The organism is Flavobacterium sp. GT3P67 (genome assembly GCF_004349155.1).
GTDB lineage: Bacteria > Bacteroidota > Bacteroidia > Flavobacteriales > Flavobacteriaceae > Flavobacterium > Flavobacterium ranwuense.
In genome coordinates, this window is sequence record NZ_SMLF01000019.1 from 1 (window position 1) to 19,041 (window position 19,041).

The 19,041-nt window shown below is 30.7% G+C and carries 17 protein-coding genes and 3 pseudogenes; 16 read left to right on the forward strand and 4 right to left on the reverse strand.

Going from position 1 to position 19,041, the window contains the following annotated elements; translation table 11 throughout:
* Positions 1-48: 48 nt before the first annotated feature.
* From E0H99_RS16795 to E0H99_RS16880, 16 genes and pseudogenes are all read left to right on the forward strand, one after another.
* Positions 49-1,563, forward strand: a complete 1,515-nt coding sequence (locus E0H99_RS16795; protein WP_131998374.1) for a carboxypeptidase-like regulatory domain-containing protein — start codon at positions 49-51, stop codon at positions 1,561-1,563.
* Positions 1,564-2,001: 438 nt separating this feature from the next.
* On the forward strand, positions 2,002-2,223 hold the full coding sequence (locus E0H99_RS16800) for a hypothetical protein (protein WP_131998377.1): 222 nt from the start codon (positions 2,002-2,004) through the stop codon (positions 2,221-2,223).
* Between the two features lie 188 nt (positions 2,224-2,411).
* The gene (locus E0H99_RS16805) at positions 2,412-3,125 is read left to right on the forward strand and encodes a porin family protein (RefSeq protein WP_131998380.1); all 714 of its coding nucleotides are present in this window, start codon (positions 2,412-2,414) and stop codon (positions 3,123-3,125) included.
* On the forward strand, positions 3,095-3,490 hold the full coding sequence (locus tag E0H99_RS16810; RefSeq protein WP_205728715.1) for a DUF4386 domain-containing protein: 396 nt from the start codon (positions 3,095-3,097) through the stop codon (positions 3,488-3,490). The genes E0H99_RS16805 and E0H99_RS16810 overlap by 31 nt, the downstream gene beginning before the upstream one ends.
* Positions 3,491-3,650: 160 nt before the next feature.
* Positions 3,651-4,193, forward strand: a pseudogene (locus E0H99_RS16815) (MepB family protein).
* Between the two features lie 113 nt (positions 4,194-4,306).
* Positions 4,307-5,164 carry a CPBP family intramembrane glutamic endopeptidase gene (locus E0H99_RS16820; protein ID WP_131998383.1) on the forward strand — a complete coding sequence of 286 codons (858 nt, stop codon included), beginning with the start codon at positions 4,307-4,309 and terminating at the stop codon, positions 5,162-5,164.
* 186 nt (positions 5,165-5,350) lie between these two features.
* Positions 5,351-5,533: a hypothetical protein gene (locus E0H99_RS16825; RefSeq protein ID WP_131998386.1), complete on the forward strand. Its 183-nt coding sequence runs from the start codon at positions 5,351-5,353 to the stop codon at positions 5,531-5,533.
* A 2-nt stretch (positions 5,534-5,535) separates the two neighbouring features.
* Positions 5,536-6,843: a hypothetical protein gene (locus E0H99_RS16830; RefSeq protein ID WP_131998389.1), complete on the forward strand. Its 1,308-nt coding sequence runs from the start codon at positions 5,536-5,538 to the stop codon at positions 6,841-6,843.
* Positions 6,844-8,608: 1,765 nt separating this feature from the next.
* Positions 8,609-9,469 (forward strand): ABC transporter ATP-binding protein, encoded by an 861-nt coding sequence (locus E0H99_RS16840; protein ID WP_131998395.1) that lies wholly within the window; start codon positions 8,609-8,611, stop codon positions 9,467-9,469.
* 5 nt (positions 9,470-9,474) lie between these two features.
* Positions 9,475-11,037 (forward strand): ABC transporter permease, encoded by a 1,563-nt coding sequence (locus E0H99_RS16845; protein WP_131998398.1) that lies wholly within the window; start codon positions 9,475-9,477, stop codon positions 11,035-11,037.
* 146 nt (positions 11,038-11,183) lie between these two features.
* Complete coding sequence (locus tag E0H99_RS17690) at positions 11,184-11,390, forward strand: DUF3667 domain-containing protein (protein ID WP_131998401.1); 207 nt, start codon at positions 11,184-11,186, stop codon at positions 11,388-11,390.
* Positions 11,391-12,472: 1,082 nt separating this feature from the next.
* Positions 12,473-13,032: pseudogene (locus E0H99_RS16855) on the forward strand (PhzF family phenazine biosynthesis protein); the annotation flags it as partial.
* 83 nt (positions 13,033-13,115) lie between these two features.
* Positions 13,116-13,445 carry an NIPSNAP family protein gene (locus E0H99_RS16860; protein ID WP_131998404.1) on the forward strand — a complete coding sequence of 110 codons (330 nt, stop codon included), beginning with the start codon at positions 13,116-13,118 and terminating at the stop codon, positions 13,443-13,445.
* Between the two features lie 5 nt (positions 13,446-13,450).
* Entirely contained in the window at positions 13,451-14,005 is a 555-nt protein-coding gene (locus tag E0H99_RS16865; RefSeq protein ID WP_131998407.1) for a hypothetical protein, read from the forward strand.
* Between the two features lie 740 nt (positions 14,006-14,745).
* Positions 14,746-14,994, forward strand: a complete 249-nt coding sequence (locus E0H99_RS16875; RefSeq protein ID WP_131998410.1) for a hypothetical protein — start codon at positions 14,746-14,748, stop codon at positions 14,992-14,994.
* A 97-nt stretch (positions 14,995-15,091) separates the two neighbouring features.
* The gene (locus E0H99_RS16880; RefSeq protein WP_131998413.1) at positions 15,092-15,505 is read left to right on the forward strand and encodes a hypothetical protein; all 414 of its coding nucleotides are present in this window, start codon (positions 15,092-15,094) and stop codon (positions 15,503-15,505) included.
* Between the two features lie 243 nt (positions 15,506-15,748).
* Here E0H99_RS16880 and E0H99_RS16885 read toward each other — a convergent pair.
* The 4 genes and pseudogenes from E0H99_RS16885 to E0H99_RS16900 form a co-directional block, all read right to left on the reverse strand.
* Positions 15,749-16,027, reverse strand: a pseudogene (locus E0H99_RS16885) (transposase); the annotation flags it as partial.
* A 98-nt stretch (positions 16,028-16,125) separates the two neighbouring features.
* Positions 16,126-16,533: a thiol-disulfide oxidoreductase DCC family protein gene (locus E0H99_RS16890; RefSeq protein WP_131998416.1), complete on the reverse strand. Its 408-nt coding sequence runs from the start codon at positions 16,531-16,533 to the stop codon at positions 16,126-16,128.
* Between the two features lie 5 nt (positions 16,534-16,538).
* Entirely contained in the window at positions 16,539-17,078 is a 540-nt protein-coding gene (locus tag E0H99_RS16895) for a hypothetical protein (RefSeq protein ID WP_131998419.1), read from the reverse strand.
* 445 nt (positions 17,079-17,523) lie between these two features.
* The coding region (locus tag E0H99_RS16900) for an IS1182 family transposase (RefSeq protein ID WP_240723508.1) at positions 17,524-19,041 on the reverse strand (1,518 nt) is incomplete at its 5' end.

The following is a 19,041-nucleotide window of genomic DNA, read 5'->3' on the forward strand; positions in this document are numbered from 1 at the left end:
CAAAGTAATTGATATTACAATTATTAGACCGATATCTAAATATATACTATGACACGAACCTTGTTTTATTTACTCACTCTTTTATGCTGCCAGATAGGATTTGCGCAGAACCTTATCGTACATATTACGGATTCCAAAAGTGGTGAAAGTATTGCCTATGCAAATATAACTACTAACGAAAAATTAGCCTTTATTTCTAATGCTGAAGGATATTTCTCAATATCGGAGAGTATTAAAAGCGATGAATCTCTTCTTACCATTTCACATCTTGGCTACTTGGAGCGCAAAATTACTATAGGCGAATTGAAAGCGCAGAACTATACTATTCGTTTGGAACCAATAGCATTTGAATTAGAGACCGTGTATATTTCTAATGAAAAGCCTGATCCTTACACAATCATGTCCAAAGTAAAAAATAATCTGCAAATTAATTATAAAAGTAGTGGGGTACCAACAAAAGATTTAATTTTTTACAGAGAGACTAATTCCTTAAGGCCATCTTTATATGATGTAAAAATTACAAAATCAACAGGATTTACAAAACAGGAACTTAAAATAACTAACACAGATTTAAATATATTTTCCTCTAATCTACGCTTGCACCCACCGATTGAATTTAAAGATTTGTTATGCAATTACTACACTGGTACTTTAAAGCAGAACAGTAAATCCATTGTTATACCCAAGCTTGAAGTAGTAAAAGCGACAATCCTCAAGAATGGAGATCAATCAGTAGCTCTTCAGGATATGAAACAGATGGCCGAAAATATTTTTCTCAAACATCTAGATACAACCAAATATTACAGATTTAAAAGTGGCCTTATTGGTTCTCACGATACTATTTCATTGAGAAAAAGTTTCAATGAGAAGAAAAATAAAATTAAAAAAAACAAATTATCAAGTACGAAATCAAACCTTACCTCAATTATAGATCAGAATAACTTCATCGAAAGTGACAAACTTAATTTTATAAACAAACCTGAGCTTTATAATTATGCTTATGATGGTAAAATGTATTACAACGAAGATGAATTTGTTTATGTATTGAAGTTCAGTCCCAGAAAAAGTTCAGCAAAATACATTGGAAAACTATATGTTTCGATGACGGATTACGCTGTTCTGCGATGTGATTATAATTTAGTAGAAGGAGAAACAGTCAGTGGAGTCAATATGAAATTTATATTGGGAATCAAAATGTCAGAAAACGCAGGAAAAGGAACTATTATCTACAAGAAAAATCCAAACAGCAGCAGCTATTATTTACAATACTTTTCGATGGAAACAGGTCGATATTTATATATAGACCGTCCTCTTAAACTAATAGAGTTGACCCACGGAGAAAAAGATGTGGCTGCCTTTGACATTAAAATTGAAGGAAATATAGTTAATAAGACGGAATTTTTAAATCTTTCAAAATCAGAAATCACTCAAGATTCTTACGAGAAATTTAAAGAGGAAGAGTTTAAGTATGTAAATCTTAAACGCTATGATCCTAAGATATGGAAAGATTTTATTACCATTGAGCCTTTGGAAGAAATAAAGCAATTTAGAGTCATTAACTAAAATATAAAAGCCAGCGAGTACATCAATATAGTTTTTACAACTTATATGATTAAACGTTTCTAAATAATATTAAATTATTATGTAACTAATGGCAAAGCTAGCACTTGCCCTTAAGGATTATCTAAGTTGAGTAGGAGGGCGATTAATTACAAAAGTAATAAATAAATAAATAAATTATTACAACATTAATACTCAAGAACGTTAGCCATCTCTTAAACACAAGAATACTAGATAAATTTGAAAAAGAAAATACAGGAGAAAATAAAAAATAATATCTTTATTCCTTATTTGACTATAATTAGTTGCTCAACTTATAAAACCTTGAGAAAGCAGCAGGTAAAGTAAAAAGAAGTAGTTTCTGGTAACACAGCAAATCCAGTTTTACATGAATGGGCAAAAGGAAAAGAAAAATCAATTTGGAATAAATTTACAACAGATATGTATTTAGATAAATATGACAATTGGATTGCAAACGCAAAGAACTCTACACCCGATAATTTACCAGACCAGGGCTATTGGATTGGATATCAAATATGTAAATCTTATTATGAAAATGCAACTGACAAAAAGCAAGCAATCAAAGAAATGTTGAATATTAAAAATTATAAAGTTTTTTTAGAAAAAAGTAAATGGAAAACGAAAATTGAAACCTACAAATAACTGTTGTATCACGATGTGAGATATCGAAGTCTAACAAACAACAATAAGCAGCTATCTAATATATATGAATTTTAGCTCTTTTCGGGGAGCATATGTATAACCTGATCAATGAAACAAGGCACTTAGAACTTAATACTATTTAGAATCTTATTGAAGACAAAAACACTAAATAACAAAAAAAAATAATCATGAAAAAAGAAGAAAAAATTGGACTCCTGCTAAGTATGATTTTCTTGTTTACAAATGTATTTAGTCAAACATGTGAACTTGACTCGAAAAAAATCAATAATCAGGAAAAGACGGCAAAAACTTATTTAGACCTTATGATTAATATTGAGAGTACAAACCTTAATTATGGTAGGTCAAACACCATGTTAACAGATTATAAAAAGCCTGTTAAAGGTTTGCAAGCAGGGGTATCATTTCAAGCCGGTATAACATCCCGATTTTCTGTAGTTTCTGAATTGTATTTTATGAAAAAGGGAGGCAAGTTAATGGTTAATAATCCATTATATACTAACGAATCAACCCTTCGTTTAAATACCTTGGAATTACCGGTACTTGCTCGCCTTCATTTTGGTAAATTCATTCATGTTGGTAAATTTTATGTTAATGCCGGGCCATCCATTGCCTATAATCTTAGTGGAAAGAGGAAAATTGGCGATCAGACTACTAAACTCTCCTTTCATAATTCAAGTGACGGTTTTAAGCGGTTCGATGCGGGCATTCAGATGGGTGGAGGCGTTGAGTTTCCCTTGAAACAAAATAGAATCGCGTTGGACATAAGATACAATTATGGACTAAGTAATATTGCCTATAACGAGGAAATATATAACAGGGCTTTGATGGTTAGTGTGCATTTTTCAAAAGCTTGGAAAACGAACCCACTAGAAAAAAAATAAAATATATTGTATTTCGCAGAAAGTGGGTCCTAAATTTAAAACATAAAAAAGTGAATTTTAGCAAAAATACAGCAATGTTTAACGATGAAAGAACGAAAAGAACCACGTTGAGTTCACTGCGCAAAAGGTCTTTAGCCGCTGGTGCTCTGTACTTACTAACCTTCGTCTCCATACCAACCCTTGCTCTTTACCGCTCGATACACGAATCAAACTACGTCGTTGGTCCAGGTCCTGACACCGCTGTCATCTTCGGAGCTATCCTAGAGATAATCGTTGCACTCGCTGGAATCGGTACTGCTGTCGTCCTGTTTCCGGTATTAAAAAAACAGAGTAAAAAAGATTCAGAAGGGCAAGCCAGTCGTTAGGCTATTTCGGACTAGATCAAGTTGATTTTAAAAATTATTCAAATCTATTATTTAGTAGGAATTGTATTATAATTGACTAATTAGAAAAGCGGATATTTAATTAGCAATAAATATATTGCTTAAAAATGAAAATTAAATCATAGATAGTGCCCAGTAAAGTATGGAAAATGTAAACAAAGTAAGCCTATTAGCCTTATTTCACCGGGACTTAAAAATAGCAAAAAAAGAAGTTTATGATAAATGTGATTTTGTTTTTGAAAACCCAAAACTAAATTCAGAAAGTGAAGAATATGGCGCTTGTACTTTTAAGCTTAACCAGAAGATAATTCAGCACAGAGTATCTAAAATTACCCCAACGAAAACGGGGCAGTTTGTAACAATTTGGAAAAGAGATAAAAAAGGTTTAACAGAACCTTTTGATATCAATGATAATATAGATTTTATCATTATTACATCAAGGGATGGCAAAAATTTCGGTCAATTTATTTTTCCGAAAGTGGTTTTAGCTGAAAAAGGGATAATTACACAAAATTGAAAAATTTGAAAACGTGGAATACGTGTTTATCCAGCCTGGGGCATGGTTACAAATAAGCAAACAGAATTAACTCAAAGTTGGCAAACAAATTTTTTTATTTCTATCAAAAACGATAGTTCAACCGAAGTGAATTTGGTAAAAGCTATATTAATTAAGGTAGCTATCTAAAAATAATAATAGAAGACTGGTCGGCGACAATTCTAATGATACGAATAAAAAAATATAATTAAAAAGCAAAGAATAATTTTTTGCAAGAATTTAAACAACTTATTTTAAAATTTATGAAAACGACAATCACCAAGCAAAATTTTTTTAATTCCCCTTTAATAAGAATCATATTGGGGCTTTTAGTATGTTTTATTGCATTTATTCTCGCGCAGCAATTGTCAGGGAAATTACTTGATTTAACTTCACTAGATAAAAATTACAGAAATCTTATTAAGGGTCTAATTTCATCTCTAGCAGTCATTGGAGCCTATATCTATTTTTTTAGAAAATACGAAAAAAGAGCGATAACAGAATTTTCAAATAAAGGAATAGCTAAAAATATCATCGTCGGTACACTGATAGGAATACTATTACAAAGTCTCACAATATTAGTAATTATTTTTAGTGGCGGTTTTGAAATAGTTGCTGTCAATCCATTTTCATATGTGATTATCCCCTTTACAATAGCATTTTCCGTGGCCATTTTTGAAGAAATTTTAATTAGAGGTATCATTTTTCGAATAGTGGAAGAAAAATTAGGTAGCTACATTTCTTTACTAATCACAGCAATTATTTTTGGAGCATTACATCTGGCAAATCCAAACAGTACTTTAATGTCCGGATTGTGTGTCGGTATTGAGGCCGGTTTTTTAATGGGTGCTGCTTATATTTATGCTAGGAATCTGTGGTTCCCAATTGCCATACATTTTGCTTGGAATTTTATGCAATCTGGAATTTTTGGAGCTGTTACATCTGGTAATGAAAAAACTTCAAGTTTACTAGCTACTAAAATAGTAGGAAGTCGATTAATAACTGGTGGAGAATTTGGTCCAGAAGCAACAATCCAAGCAATAATATTTTGTGTGTTGGCTGCAGTTATTTTACTACGACTAAGTAAAAATAAAATTATCCGTCCGTATTGGAGAAAGTAAAAAGTATAAAATGGCAGCAGTTATTTGCATTACCACTGTAAAAAACTAATTGTATTAGAAATTTTAAGAGTTTATAAAGATTGATAACGATTTAAAATTAAAAAGGTTAAAACAAGTTGTATTCATTTTATGATGTATACAAGTTGTGCGTAATCTTCAAAAAAAAAATAACGTAAATAAGAAAATATGAAAAAAATTAAATTATTAATTGTTCTATGTATTGCTAACATTCAAATATTAATGGCTCAAATTCCGCATTTAACTGGAGAAGTTAAAATTTCAATTGTAAATGGAACTATTGAAAGTGATTTAGAATATTCAAATTTACCACAACTTAAAAATTATAGTATTGGCTTAATACTGGATTAAATTTGAGATATTTTAGAGATGCAGAAGATAAATTTAATTATAGAAACAGAAAATATTATAATGATAAAAAATCAAGTGAAGCATTTCAATATTATTTCCCACATAAGGATAACAAAGGCAGATTTTTACCTGAAAAATTCAAAATAAATTATATAGGAAAATTCCCTGTAATTAATGATACTTTAAAAGCAAATAATCGAGGAGATTGGAAAGGTAATATTGCATTTAATGGCAAAAACATTAGAGCCTCAGAGCAAACTGCTTGGTATCCAATATTATATGATATTGAAAATGATGTCGCAATAAATAAAGTTACTTATGATATAAAAATTAATTGTATTGATTGCGAAAGTATCTATTTGAATGGTTCATCACCAATTAAAGGTAAGTTTGCAAACTTCAAATCTGATAAGCCAATTTCTATGATGTTATTCGCTGGATTATTTAATTTTGCAAAAAATAAAAATACTTACTTTATTAACACTGAATTAAATTCAGAACAAGAAAATGTTTTAGGAAATTGGACTGATAAAATAGTAAGTTTTTATGAAAATAAGTTAAAAATTCCCTACGGAAATCCTGTAACTTATCTTTATTCGAAACCAATTTCAAAAACAAATTCTTGGATGTTTGTTACTTATCCAACTATTGCAATTATTAGTCAAGAAAAATATAATGTTCAAAGTTATTTTATACCAAAGACAAATGTTTTAAAAGACAATTCAAATATTGAATATTTTGCACACGAACTTGGTCACTATTATTTTGGAACAATACTTGTGCCAAATTCTGAATTGGGTTGGGTTTTTCTTGAAGGGGTAACTGAATATTTAGCATTACAAACTGTAAAAGAAGTTTTAGGAGAAGATACTTATCAGAAAAAAATAGACACTTATTTGAAAAAAACTAAGGATTATATTCCAAAATCACTAGCAACAATTAAAAACAGTGAAATTGATGAAACTTATAAATACTATTATGTTCCACTTCTTATAACTTCATTGGAAAAAGAAATAGGAAAAGAAAAAGTTTGGAATTGGTTAAGAACTGTTTTAAAATCTGAAAAATTAATAAAAACAGATTATGAATTTTTTAAAAGTTCATTAATTAAAAGTGGAATTAAAGAAAGTGAATTCAAAAACTTTGAAGAAAAGTATATCTTATCCGAAAAAGCAAAAGAAAACGTAAACAAAACAGTAAAATTGAAACATCGAAAAAGACTACGCACAACAGCTAGAACTGCCGTTTGGCAATATTGCGGGATTAGGCTTAATTTGAAGTTGGCTTCGTACTTGAAAATTAGTTATTAACCGAAGGTTTAGGCTTTCTTAATCATCCAAATGGCCAAACGATAGTGGCATTTTACACAAACGGTAGTCGTTCTCAAAACCTAAATTTAAACTTTAAAACAAAAGTATACTATAAATACTACTTAAAAACAATTATTGGAAATGGAAGTCAATGATTTAAAAAAATGAAATACAAAACATTAATAAACATATTGATAGCATTACTTATTACTGTAATCCTTTTACACATAGCTGTAATCGTTAGAGTAATCCCCTATGACATAACAGGGGGTGGGCGACTTAAGACCGATTCTGAAATGTATGTATTTGAAGTAATTTCAATTCTTTTCAACGTATTTTTGGGCTTGGTTTTACTAATGAAAGGGGATTATATAAAATCTCGATTTAAGTGTAAGACTATAGACATAATACTATGGATTTTTCTTGCCTTATTTGCTCTGAATACAGTTGGTAATATTTTCGCAAAAACCAACTTGGAGAAGTCATTTGCTGTTTTGACACTTGTTTTTGTTATTCTTATTTGGAAAATTTTGAAAATGAAAAAACACAAAAAACGACAATGATGGAATAATTAAAAAGACTAGCCAAGAAGCAAATGAAAAAAGTGCTTGAAACGGGGCGTCGCGGGAATCAATTTGCAAACGATAAGCATTTTTCTATTAAAAGATTTGGTAAACAAAAGATTAATGCTGACATATTCAAAGCATATAAGTCTAACAGACTATTGAAAAATATGTAGTAGAATAATCGTGTAGAAATAAAAATCTCAACCGGTCCCTTCTATGCACCAGATTAAAACTAAAACTTTGATAATTATGTAATATTTCCAATAAGTCCCGTTCCGAAGGACTCTATTCTTAAATAACTTGACTGAGTAAATAAAATTAAATATAAAAACTTACACTATCATAAATTAAGATCAACATTACTAATTCAATTAAAATACGTAAACTTATGCAAATTAAGGTAAATAATCATTTATTCCTTTTTCTATTTCTTTTTTCTCAAGTGATAATTAACTCTTTCTATGGTCAGGAAAAGATGAATTTATATTTACTATTAATAGTCTAAATCAAGTAGATGGAATAAATGTAAAGAAAGATAAAGATATTATCAATATCAACAAAATCTATTACTAGTCCAGATAGTGACTGGAACTCCTTTTTATTATAAATAAAAATTTAAAAGCAGTGCATCTAGAATTATGCAGACAAGTTATATTCATTTAGTAAGAATAGAGAAATATTACTTTTTGATTTTACTGGTTCATTTTTTATGATTTGAATAATTATTATATCATCAAAAATAACAACAGCATTTTTAAGCTAAAATCATTTTTATTTCGAACAAAAATTTTAATTTATTTTGGCAATTATAAATAAATATAATCAATAAATTTATTAATAAATAATGATAATGGAGTAGATTTGCAAATAATTACAATGAATGTTATTATAGTGTAATATCGAAAAACAAAACAACGATTAATATTTGATGAAAATTAAATAATGATTGATATGAACTTTTGCAATTTTTCCAAAAGCTATTATAGTTATGGGAAGGTAATTACACTAAAATATATGCATAGAAAAAATTAAAATTTTCCATAAGCAAAAAACTTAAAATAAACAGGCAAAATGTTTATTAAAAACAAAGAAAGACAAAATAACAGACCTAATTTTTAAAAAAAAAACTAACGAAAATTGACTGAAGAAAATAAAAAGAAAATTATTTTGATGTCATAATAGATGAAATACAAAATAAAATGAAACTCGAAATAAAAAATATTTCCAAACGATACGATAAGAATAAATTTGGATTACAAAATTTCTCAATGAATATTGAAAATGGAATTTTGGGTTTGCTCGGACCAAATGGTGCAGGAAAATCCACTCTAATGAAGATTATTGCAACCATTTCGAATCCTACAAGTGGCCAAATTTTGTTAGATGGTATAGATATAACCAAAAAACCAAACCAAATTAGAAAAATCCTGGGTTATTTACCTCAAGATTTTGGTGTGTATCCTAATTTGAATGCTTACGAGTTTTTGGAATATATTGCGGCAATGAAAGGGATTGGTGGAACAAATTTAAAAGATAGAATCTCTCAACTATTAGAAGGAGTAAACCTTGTTGATGCTGCTAAAAAACCAATAGGAACGTATTCAGGTGGTATGAAACAACGAATTGGTATTGCACAAGTTCTGTTAAATGACCCAAAAGTTTTAATTTTTGATGAGCCAACCGTTGGACTCGACCCCGAAGAACGAGTCCGTTTTAGAAATTTAATTTCTGATTTAGCTAATGATTGCATTGTCATTCTTTCTTCTCATATTGTATCTGATATTGAAACCATTGCTGATAAAGTCGCAATTATGCAAAACGGACAGCTCATTTCCCAAGGCTATCAGCAAGACATTATTGATGCAGTAAAAAATAAAGTTTTTGAACTCGAAATTGACAAAAATGCTTTAAATGAATTCAAAGTAAATCATCTGATTTTAAATACAGTTCGTAAAAAAGAAAACATTTTAGTTCGATTTGTCGGCGAAGTAAGACCAGCTAATGCAACACTTTGCAATGCAACTTTAGAAGATGCTTATCTATTTCATACTAAAAAATAAATAAGATGGGTTTCTATAAAAATATAATTAAATCAGATTACCTGCAACGCACTCGAAGTTATATTTTTATAATCACTTTATTGGGAAGTGTTTATGTAGCTTACAGTTTTATTCCGAGCTACGATTCTCATTATATAACGGTAAGAGTCAACAATTTTGTTGGAAAAAATAATTTGGCTTGGATTGGTCACGTTACCGCCATTATGGCAAGTGCTTTTCTGTGGCTTATCGGTTTTTATCTGGTTAACAATAGCATAAAACGTGATAGAGAAACCGGGGTTGGGCAAATAATAGCCACAACGTCAGTTAGTAATTTTGATTATCTATTAGCCAAGGCGTTGAGTAATTTTTGTGTTTTATTAACAATTACTTTTGTTATTATTTTGATGGCTTTAGGAATATATATTTTCCGAGGTGAAAGCGGAAATTTTGATTTTATTCAGTTTTTGATGCCTTATTTGTTAGTAACGGTCCCAAGTGTATTTTTGGTTTCAGTTTTGGCTATTGTATTCGAAATTATTTTTGGAAATAAAACGAATTTACTAAATGTTGCATTTTTCTGTTTGTTCGGCGTTATCATTGCGAAGACTAACGTTGGCAATTATCCAGGTTTAGTATACATCGATCCTTTAGGAATCAAATATTTAGCTAATCAAATGGTTGAGGCTGTCAATACTATAAGTCCAAGCAGCACTAACAATTTTTCGGCTGGTTATTTATTTAGCAAAAATCAGAAAAAGTTATATTTTGATTTTCAAGGGTCTAACTGGTCCTTTTTCTATATTTTAAGTCGGATAAGCTGGATTGCAATTGGTTTTGGGTTACTTTTTATAGCTTCAAGAATGTTCAATAGATTCGATTCAAAAACTATTGTTTTATCTAAAAAGAAAAATTTTCACTTAATCGTTAGTGAGATTAAAACTGAAGAAAAGGAAATTCAATTATCAAAATTATCAAAAACAAATCTACAATTCGGAATTTTTCCAATTATAAAAATTGAATTTCTAATGCTTATTCGTAAGGGGCCAAAATGGTTTTGGCTTATTAATTTTGGAGGAATGATTGCTTTGTTTTTGCTGCCAATAAATCAAGCCTATCAAATTGCTCTGCCAGTACTATGGTTTTTACAAATCAATCGTTGGGCAGATTTGTCGACCAAAGAAAAGTTTTTTGGTACTAGTAATTTTATTTATTCGTCTTTCAAGCCTTTACATCGATTATTAACTTCTCAAATTCTGGCGGGATTTTTACTAGCTATTTTCTTGGCTTTTCCAATACTAATAAGAGAACTAATTGCAGGGAATTTGATATCAACCCTGGCAATAATTGTCGGAAGTTTGTTTTTAGTATCATTTGCGGTATTTAGCGGAATAATTTCTGGAGGAAAACGATTGTTCGAGATTTTATTTTTTGCCGTAACTTATGCTATTGTTAATGGCGTTCCATTTGTAGATTATTTTGGAGGATTTCATCAAGATTTTCAATATTTAATTTTAATGATTGCGGTATTACTATTGGTATTGATTACATCATTTTTATTCCGTAATCGAGAAATTAAGAATCAATAATTTTTATTGTGTCCAGAGCTAAAAAAAGATCAAAATCAACTTCTTGTCCGAATTGCCATGGAGTTTTTGGGGATGCTAATTATAATTTTTGCCCATACTGCGGACAAGAAAACCATACGCACAAACTGCCAGTAAAACACTTTGTAATGGAAACTTTAGAGTCTTTTACGCATTTTGACACTAAGTTCTTAAATACACTAAAAGATTTAATTTTAAAACCTGGTTTAGTTACAAAAAACTACAATTCTAATAAACGCGCTAGATATGTGCCTCCAATTAAAATGTATGTTTTTATTACGTTTCTTTTTTTATTAATTGTTTCTTTTTTTATTAATTGTTTCTTTTTTGTTTAATCATGAGATTGAAGAAAAAAATGAAATATTTAGAAAAGATATCATGCATGCTAAAACAAATGGGATTAATCTGTATAGCAAAACGGAAATTGATTCGTTGACATTTATTAGCTTGCGAAGTGAAAAAAGACTTACAAATTCAAAAGTTGATTCTATTTTAAGAGCAAGAAATACAAAAACGGATTGGTTCAATACCAGAATTGTAAATTCCTTTATAAAACTTCAAACGGGTGATTTGAAAATTTCTGAGCTTTATAAAAAATTCATCAAATACGCTTCTTATTCATTTTTTATATTCATGCCTTTTTTTGCTTTAATACTCAAACAGTTTTATTTCAGAAAAGACTATTATTACTCTGAGTTTTTAGTTTTTTCAATTTTATATCATATTTTTATTTTTGGATTATTGGGGGGCTTTACTCCTTATTGAAAAATTATTTAATTTCAATTATGGTTATTTACTGATCTCGTTTTTTGTAATTATTTTTATTTATTTAGGAATTTCATTAAAAACGGTTTTCGAAGGAAGCTGGAAAAAAAGTATCTTTAAAACAACAGTTTTATCTTTTCTATATGTTTTTTGTCTGTTCTTTTTGTCTATTTTTTTAGTTCTGGGGAGCATGATTTAGTTTGAATAATTTAAAATTTTAATTTATAACCAAGTGCACTAACCAAAACAGCAAGAAATATAAAGCCTGAAAAAATAAATGGAAAATCAGAAGATTTTTTAGAATTCAAGTCAGATTCAATAAGCATAGATAAAAATGAATATAATTTAGACGAAATAGCAAAAGTTGAGATTCAAAACTATGACTATTATGGAAGAGGAGAAGGTTTTAGAGGTTTTGATTCTACTATTTCTAATGGTGTTAATAATTTTCTAACCTTATTTTTAAAAAACAAACGAAGTGTCAATCGCATGTTTGAATTGTATAATATAACATGGGAAATATAGATGATATACTAATAAGCTATTATTCTCATGGAAAATTGAATTTTGAACAGTTGTTGACAATTTTTAACTTGACGTTACTAACGCCAAGCCGATGAACTAAGCGGTATTTTTACATGAAAAACTAATTATGAAACTAGAACTATATCAAATTGATGCTTTTACTGATAAAATTTTTGGTGGTAATCCAGCAGGTGGGGTGCCATTAGACAAATGGTTACCAAACGATATTCTTTTAAAAATCACAAAAGAAAATGCTGTTGCGGAAACTGCTTTTTTTGTAGATAAAGGAGAAAAAATACATTTACGTTGGTTTACTCCCGAAATTGAAATGGATTTGTGTGGACACGCGACGCTTGCAACCGCTCATTGTTTAAAAACGATTCTGGATTACAAAAACGATAAAATAATTTTTGAAACCTTAAGTGGAGATTTAAGTGTTATTGTAGAAAACGATTTCTATTATTTAGACCTCCCATCAAGAATGTCGATTGAAAGTAGTTAACCTAAAAACATTTCAAAATCATTAAACATACAGCCAAAGGAAGTTTTAAAATCACGAGATTATGTATTATTGTATGATTCAGAGGATGATATAAAAAACATAACTATTAACCGACAAGTCTTTGATGAAATAAACCTTGATCCGGTGGAGTAATAGTTACTGCGAAAGGTATAAATTGCGATTTTTCGTTTTACCGATTATACTATATACAAGTTGGTGACAAGTTTTGACAGACACAACACTAAAATTCAACAGACAAAAATGAAAAATGGAAATTGTAGAAATTAGAAATTATTTTATCAAAAATAGCAAACGAAATGACTTTCACAACTTGGTAGAAATTGGCTCTATTCCTATGCTCAATCGTTGGGGTGTAAAAGTGCTTGCATTTGGAAAATCTTTGCACGATGACAATTCATACTTTTTAATTAGAAAATATGACAGTATAAAACAAAGAGATGAAAGTCAAAATGCTTTTTACAAGAGTGAAGAATGGACAACAAATTACGACAAGGCAATAATGGAGTTAATAGAAAATTACACAACTTCCGTTATAGAAATTGATAAATTTGAACAAATCCATACACAAAAAAAATAATAAATATGATAAAAAGTAAGAATGAAATTGAAATTCCAAAAGTCACGTTTCACAAAAATGGAAATTTATTAATAGTGGCTTCACCAACTTCCTCAAAAAATGATTTTGATTTTTATGAAGGCAAATGGAAACTTCATAATAGAAAATTGAAAACAAAGTTGGATAACTGTACAGAGTGGATAGAGTTTGAATCTACACAAGAAATGTATAGAGTATTAAATGGAATTGGCAACATTGACAATTACCTTGCGACATTTGACGGAATACCATTTGAAGGAATGTCAGTCCGACTTTTTAATCCTAAAACAAAATTATGGAGTATTTATTGGGCTGACTCAAACGAAGGCGTTTTACAACCATCTGTAGTTGGTTCGTTTGAAAAAGATATTGCACATTTTTTTACAAAAGACAACTTTAATGGTAAAGACATTTTGGTTGTATTTTGTTGGGACATTAGAGATAAAGAAAACCCAATTTGGAGCCAAGCATTTTCGACAGACAAAGGAGAAACTTGGGAGTGGAATTGGTATATGTATTTTAGCAAATTTGACAAAAAATAATAAATCTGCCACCAAAAGCTGGGGTTCGGGCTTCCATATAGCGAAGTCCACAGCCATAAAGCAAACCAATCAGGATTTTATGTTTAAGAAGCTTGGCACACTGGAGCATCGCCCAAACTTCTCCTTGCTCAAAACAACAGGAAGTTTTTTCTCGTGTTTTATCGACGGTAAACGAAGGAATTCATACGGCAATCCTTCGGATTTTAGCAAAAACCGAAGTCCGTAAACACAGTGTTTAAAATACGTTTGAAAAGGCGTTTTAGACTTTTTTTGTTGGTAAAACAAGTAGTCCTGAACTTGCTTGGCATCCAACTCAGTGGGAATTTTGCCAAAATAAAGCGAAATGGCTGCCACATGACGGGAATAGTTATTGAACGTACTTTGGCTCCTGCCCAATACCGAAACCGTACGCTCAAAGCGAGCTAATAATTCCTCAAAACCTGTAACTTCTCGCCTAGCTTTAGTTATCTTCGTAAGATAATCAAAATCAACAATGGTGCTACCGAAGGTTTAGTTCAACAGCTTACTACAACGGATTTGGGCAATTGGCTTAATGGAAAAATGGTTTTGTATTTGGGATGATTTGACTAATCCGAAAATAGAGCTTAATTTAGTCCCAAACCGGCTGTAGTAGCAGGAACGTCAAACTGTCTAATAACCTTCTTTTTGATTGCATGCATTTTTGTATTAAAAATCGCTCAATAATTTGCGTAACTCTTTGATTTTTTGCACATTTAAGTATGAAATTCATCAACGGAACCAACAGAAACCAACTCCCGCTTTTTGTCTCATCGATAGATGAGGCCATCTTGATTTTGGCTTTACTTTCGATTTTGTCGAAAATTGACCAAAATCTATTAAGACAATATCTAAAAGTATTGGCTTTGCATTTTGGGGTTCCAATACCGGTTTTTAACGCTTTTTACGGATTGTTTTATTTTAAGAATGAAGAATGCTTTTTTCCAGAAAGAATTTTAATTGTGGTTTAAAATATATATTTACTTGCTGATTAACTAAAATGAGTTCGTTTGAAGGTTTTTGGACGAATTGACGTTATGCACCATTTAAGAACGTACAGAAACTACAATGAAATACAGTATTAAAGTTTGGATTTTTACAATTTTAGCATCACCGCTATTTCTATTCTTAATTTTAGGAGTTTTTATACACTCGACAAAGTTTAGCGAAATATTAGAAGCTTGGCCAATGATTGGTTTTATGATGATTTATGGATTAGTTCTCTCTATTCCAGCAATGCTTGTGTTTTGGTTAATTGAAGAGAAACTGGTAGATAATTCAAATAATAACAAGGCAAAATTAATTTTAAGTGCATATTCATTCATTTCTGTTTGGCTAACGTTTTATATTTTTGACAAAGGATTTGCTGAACCTGGATTTCAGCAAATATTTTGGGTGGTAATATATTCTCTAACAATTGTTTTAGGAGTATGGATTTTCAAACGCACTGCTGAACCAGAAAAAAACGGGCATAAGAGCTAGGGTTTAGTTGCGTGAGTAGCACGAACAATGAAGCCCATGTTGAACGGAACCAAGTACTGGCCGTCAACACGATGGAGTATCGAAAAATTTTGAGAGAGAATTTCAAAAGGATTTAGTGTCCTCTTTTTTTGAGAAGTATTTTTTGTTTGGTTTCGTGTTTTCCTTCACTTTTGAATACAGGTTCCCCATACCCCTAAATTAGTTTTTGCAGGAAATGGCGTTTTGGCTACGGCCAAGAAACCACTTCCAAGTGCTGCTCAAAAAACCATAATGACGGATTTTTACAAACCGTTTGGGCAAAATATGCAACGAAAACCGCCTGATAAATTCCTGATGCGGGAGTATCATTTGTTTTTTAACGCCAGCCATTCGATAATTCTTATAGTCAAAAGTCACGTTCTGAGCATCAATGTTTTTGATTCTATGATTGCTGATGGCGATTTTATGGGTGTATCTTCCCAAATATTCCACCACAGATTTGGGGCTTCCAAAAAGTCTTAGTTCCAATATAAAGTTTTTATTACAAAATATGAAATTAAAAGAATTGCAATCCGTATTAATTTTATTATTATTGTTATTTGATTGTTTTTATTTATAATTATTTATATTCATTTTGCTTATTAATCCAAAAACTTATTTTTTATTTTTTGAGTAGGTATGATGCATTTTGTTTTCTTCCCAAATAGATGGTATCTGTGCCTCGAGAAGATTTCATAAAAATAGTCTCTAAAACTTCGAGGAATTATTTTTAACATAATGAATAACTTCGGAAAGCCAACCAATGATTTACAAATTTTAATTAAAGCTTCAGTCTTTATAAATGCCGTTTCGTTTTCTATTAAAACTATGGTATCAAGATTATTATTTAGAAAACCTATATCTTTCATTAACTTCATTCCTATTTCGCTTTGTTGTGAAGCAAAACGAATTTTATCTTTTTTATCGTGTTTTATAATATACAACACCGTTGAATTGCAAAAATTACATTCGCCGTCAAATAAAACTGTGCTTTTTTTTATTTTATTCATATCGTTTACCATTTTATAGTGACATAAAACTCTAGAATTCTTAGCACTACAAAAAGTATTAATGACAAGATGATTTTAACAAAATATTTCTTTTTAAAACCATCAAATAAAGTTGTACTAAGCAATATTCTGAAACATTGAATTAGTTTATCTTTGTTGAGCCATAGAATGAAAAGAATTAAAAACTGATAAATTATAGCCGCTCGAAGTGCCCCAACATTAACCTCATAAAAGATGTCTTGAAGAATTACATTAACTAGTATTGTAGTAACAAAAAAACATCCTAAAATTCTTGTTCTTCGAATCAACATCAAAATACCACCACTGACTTCCATTATACCCAATGTTATTATAAATGGTTTTGAGTAACCATAAAATGCCCACATTATTTGCATACCAGTCATTTCAGCAATTGTTTTATTAATTGGAACGGCGTCATTAAATTGAACCATTTTTCCAATTCCGTATGCAAACATTGCAAAAACTACTATGTAAGTAAAAGCATTTTCTAGAATTTCAATTATATCTTTTTTTTCGAATTTCATTGTTTTGATTTTTTTTTTATATTATATCTCTAAAATCACCTCCACTATCATCGCCAACAAAAATGCCAATTTTACCGTTTTGGTTATTATTTAATTTTAAAACTTCTAATGATGGTTTTTAATATTATCTTGATTGACCTTTTTATAATTTGTTTTATTATTATTATTATTCAAAAAAAGTCAATTTCTTGAACGTATTTTTCTGGAAGATCTAGCTATGGATAATGGTGCATTTTTCTAAAATTATTAGTTTTGAGTTTGTTAATGTTTTATTTACTGTACAAGACGATTTAGATTTGATTTTGTTACAGCTTGGGCTTAATTTAGTCGCAAACCCGCTGTATTACCGGGACTCCAGGCTGTGAAAAAACCTCCTTTTCCCATTAAAAACCTTGAATTTTCCTTTTCTACAATTCAAATAAAGCCTTTTTAAGAAGGCTCTTTTTTAGGGTACAAATTTAGTTTGATTGAAATAGTGATCTAAATTTGGCTTTAAATACCCCGTTTTTAGCAAAAACAAGACTTTTGCCTTGTAGGGTGAGTTCCATTTTTTGAGTTTGGCAATAAGATCGGGAATGCCCAGGATATTGATACTGCGTTTGATGTTATACACCAGCATAATTAAGCTATGTTCTCCGTTTACTTTTTCCAATCCAGTTAAGTTGGTGTGGTTGTAGCCCCATTGTCGCTTGATGGTGCCAAAGATATGCTCGTTGATTTCCTGTCGTTTGCGATAGAATTCTGCGTTTTCATGGTAGCGTTTGTTGTTTTCTGCCACGGCATCGGCATATTGGCTTCTGTCTATTTTCCTGCCTTCCGCTCGGCTGGTACATAAATCCTTTACAGGACATTCCCTGCATTTTGGGGTTCCGTATCTCTTAAACTCATAACTGTCTCTGTCCGTGGTTTTCTTGTACCAGCTGCCTGTGGTTTTAAGCGTTTCGCCCTGTGGACAAGTGTAGGTGTCGGTGATTTGGTCGTATTGGAACTTAGAGATCAGATAATTCTCGGTTATCCTTTCTTTATTTTTTCCTTGTTCTGGCTGTGCTACAATTGTAGTGATGTTGGCCTGTTTGCAGGCTTCTATTTCCCGCCCGTTATGATAGCCTTTATCCACCAAGGCCGTGTATGTTTCTATTTCTAAATTCTCTTTAGCCTCTATGGCAATAGCCGACAAGGCGTTACGGTCATTGCGATTGATGGTGTGTGTGGCTACGACAAGATTGTGCTTGGCATCTACAGCTGCCTGCATATTGAATGATATTTCAACCACTTGGCCTTGAACTAACAATGCCCTGGCATCATTGTCGGTAGTGCTTATTTGGGGTTCTCCGCTTGCTTTTAGCTTTTCTTCCAGTTGCTCATAACGAAACTTGTTTCCTTTCAAGCGCTCTATCTTTTGCTGGATATTTTGGATTATAGCCGAATTATCTTTGCCGTCATTTTCTTCCAACGTATCCAAGTATTCTTGGGTCTTAGCTTCAATATAAGCTAAGTGTTTGTCGATTTTCTTTTGGTTGAAATTGGCTTTCTTGCTATTGTGTGCGCGGCTTTTGGTACCATCGATAGCAATGGTTTCGCCACCTATCAAATCAGCATCTTTCAAGAACGAAACAAACAATTTGAATAACTTTTTCAAGCCAATGGGATTGTCTTTTCTAAAATCTGAGATGCTGTGGTAATTAGGACGAATATCTTCTAAAAGCCATTGCATTTCCATGTTTCTAAAACATTCGTTTTCTAATTTACGACTACTTCTTAAACCATTGAGATAACCGAATAAACAGATCTTAAGAAATACTTGGCTGTTATAACTCGGACGACCTTCTTTTTTGAGGGTTTGAACCGAAAAACCTAGTTTTATCAAATCTATAGATTCTACAAAAGCGTCTACAAACCGAACTTGATTGTCCGGACTTATTGCGTCTTCTAAACTTGAAAAACGCATTTGTTGGCGGGAAAT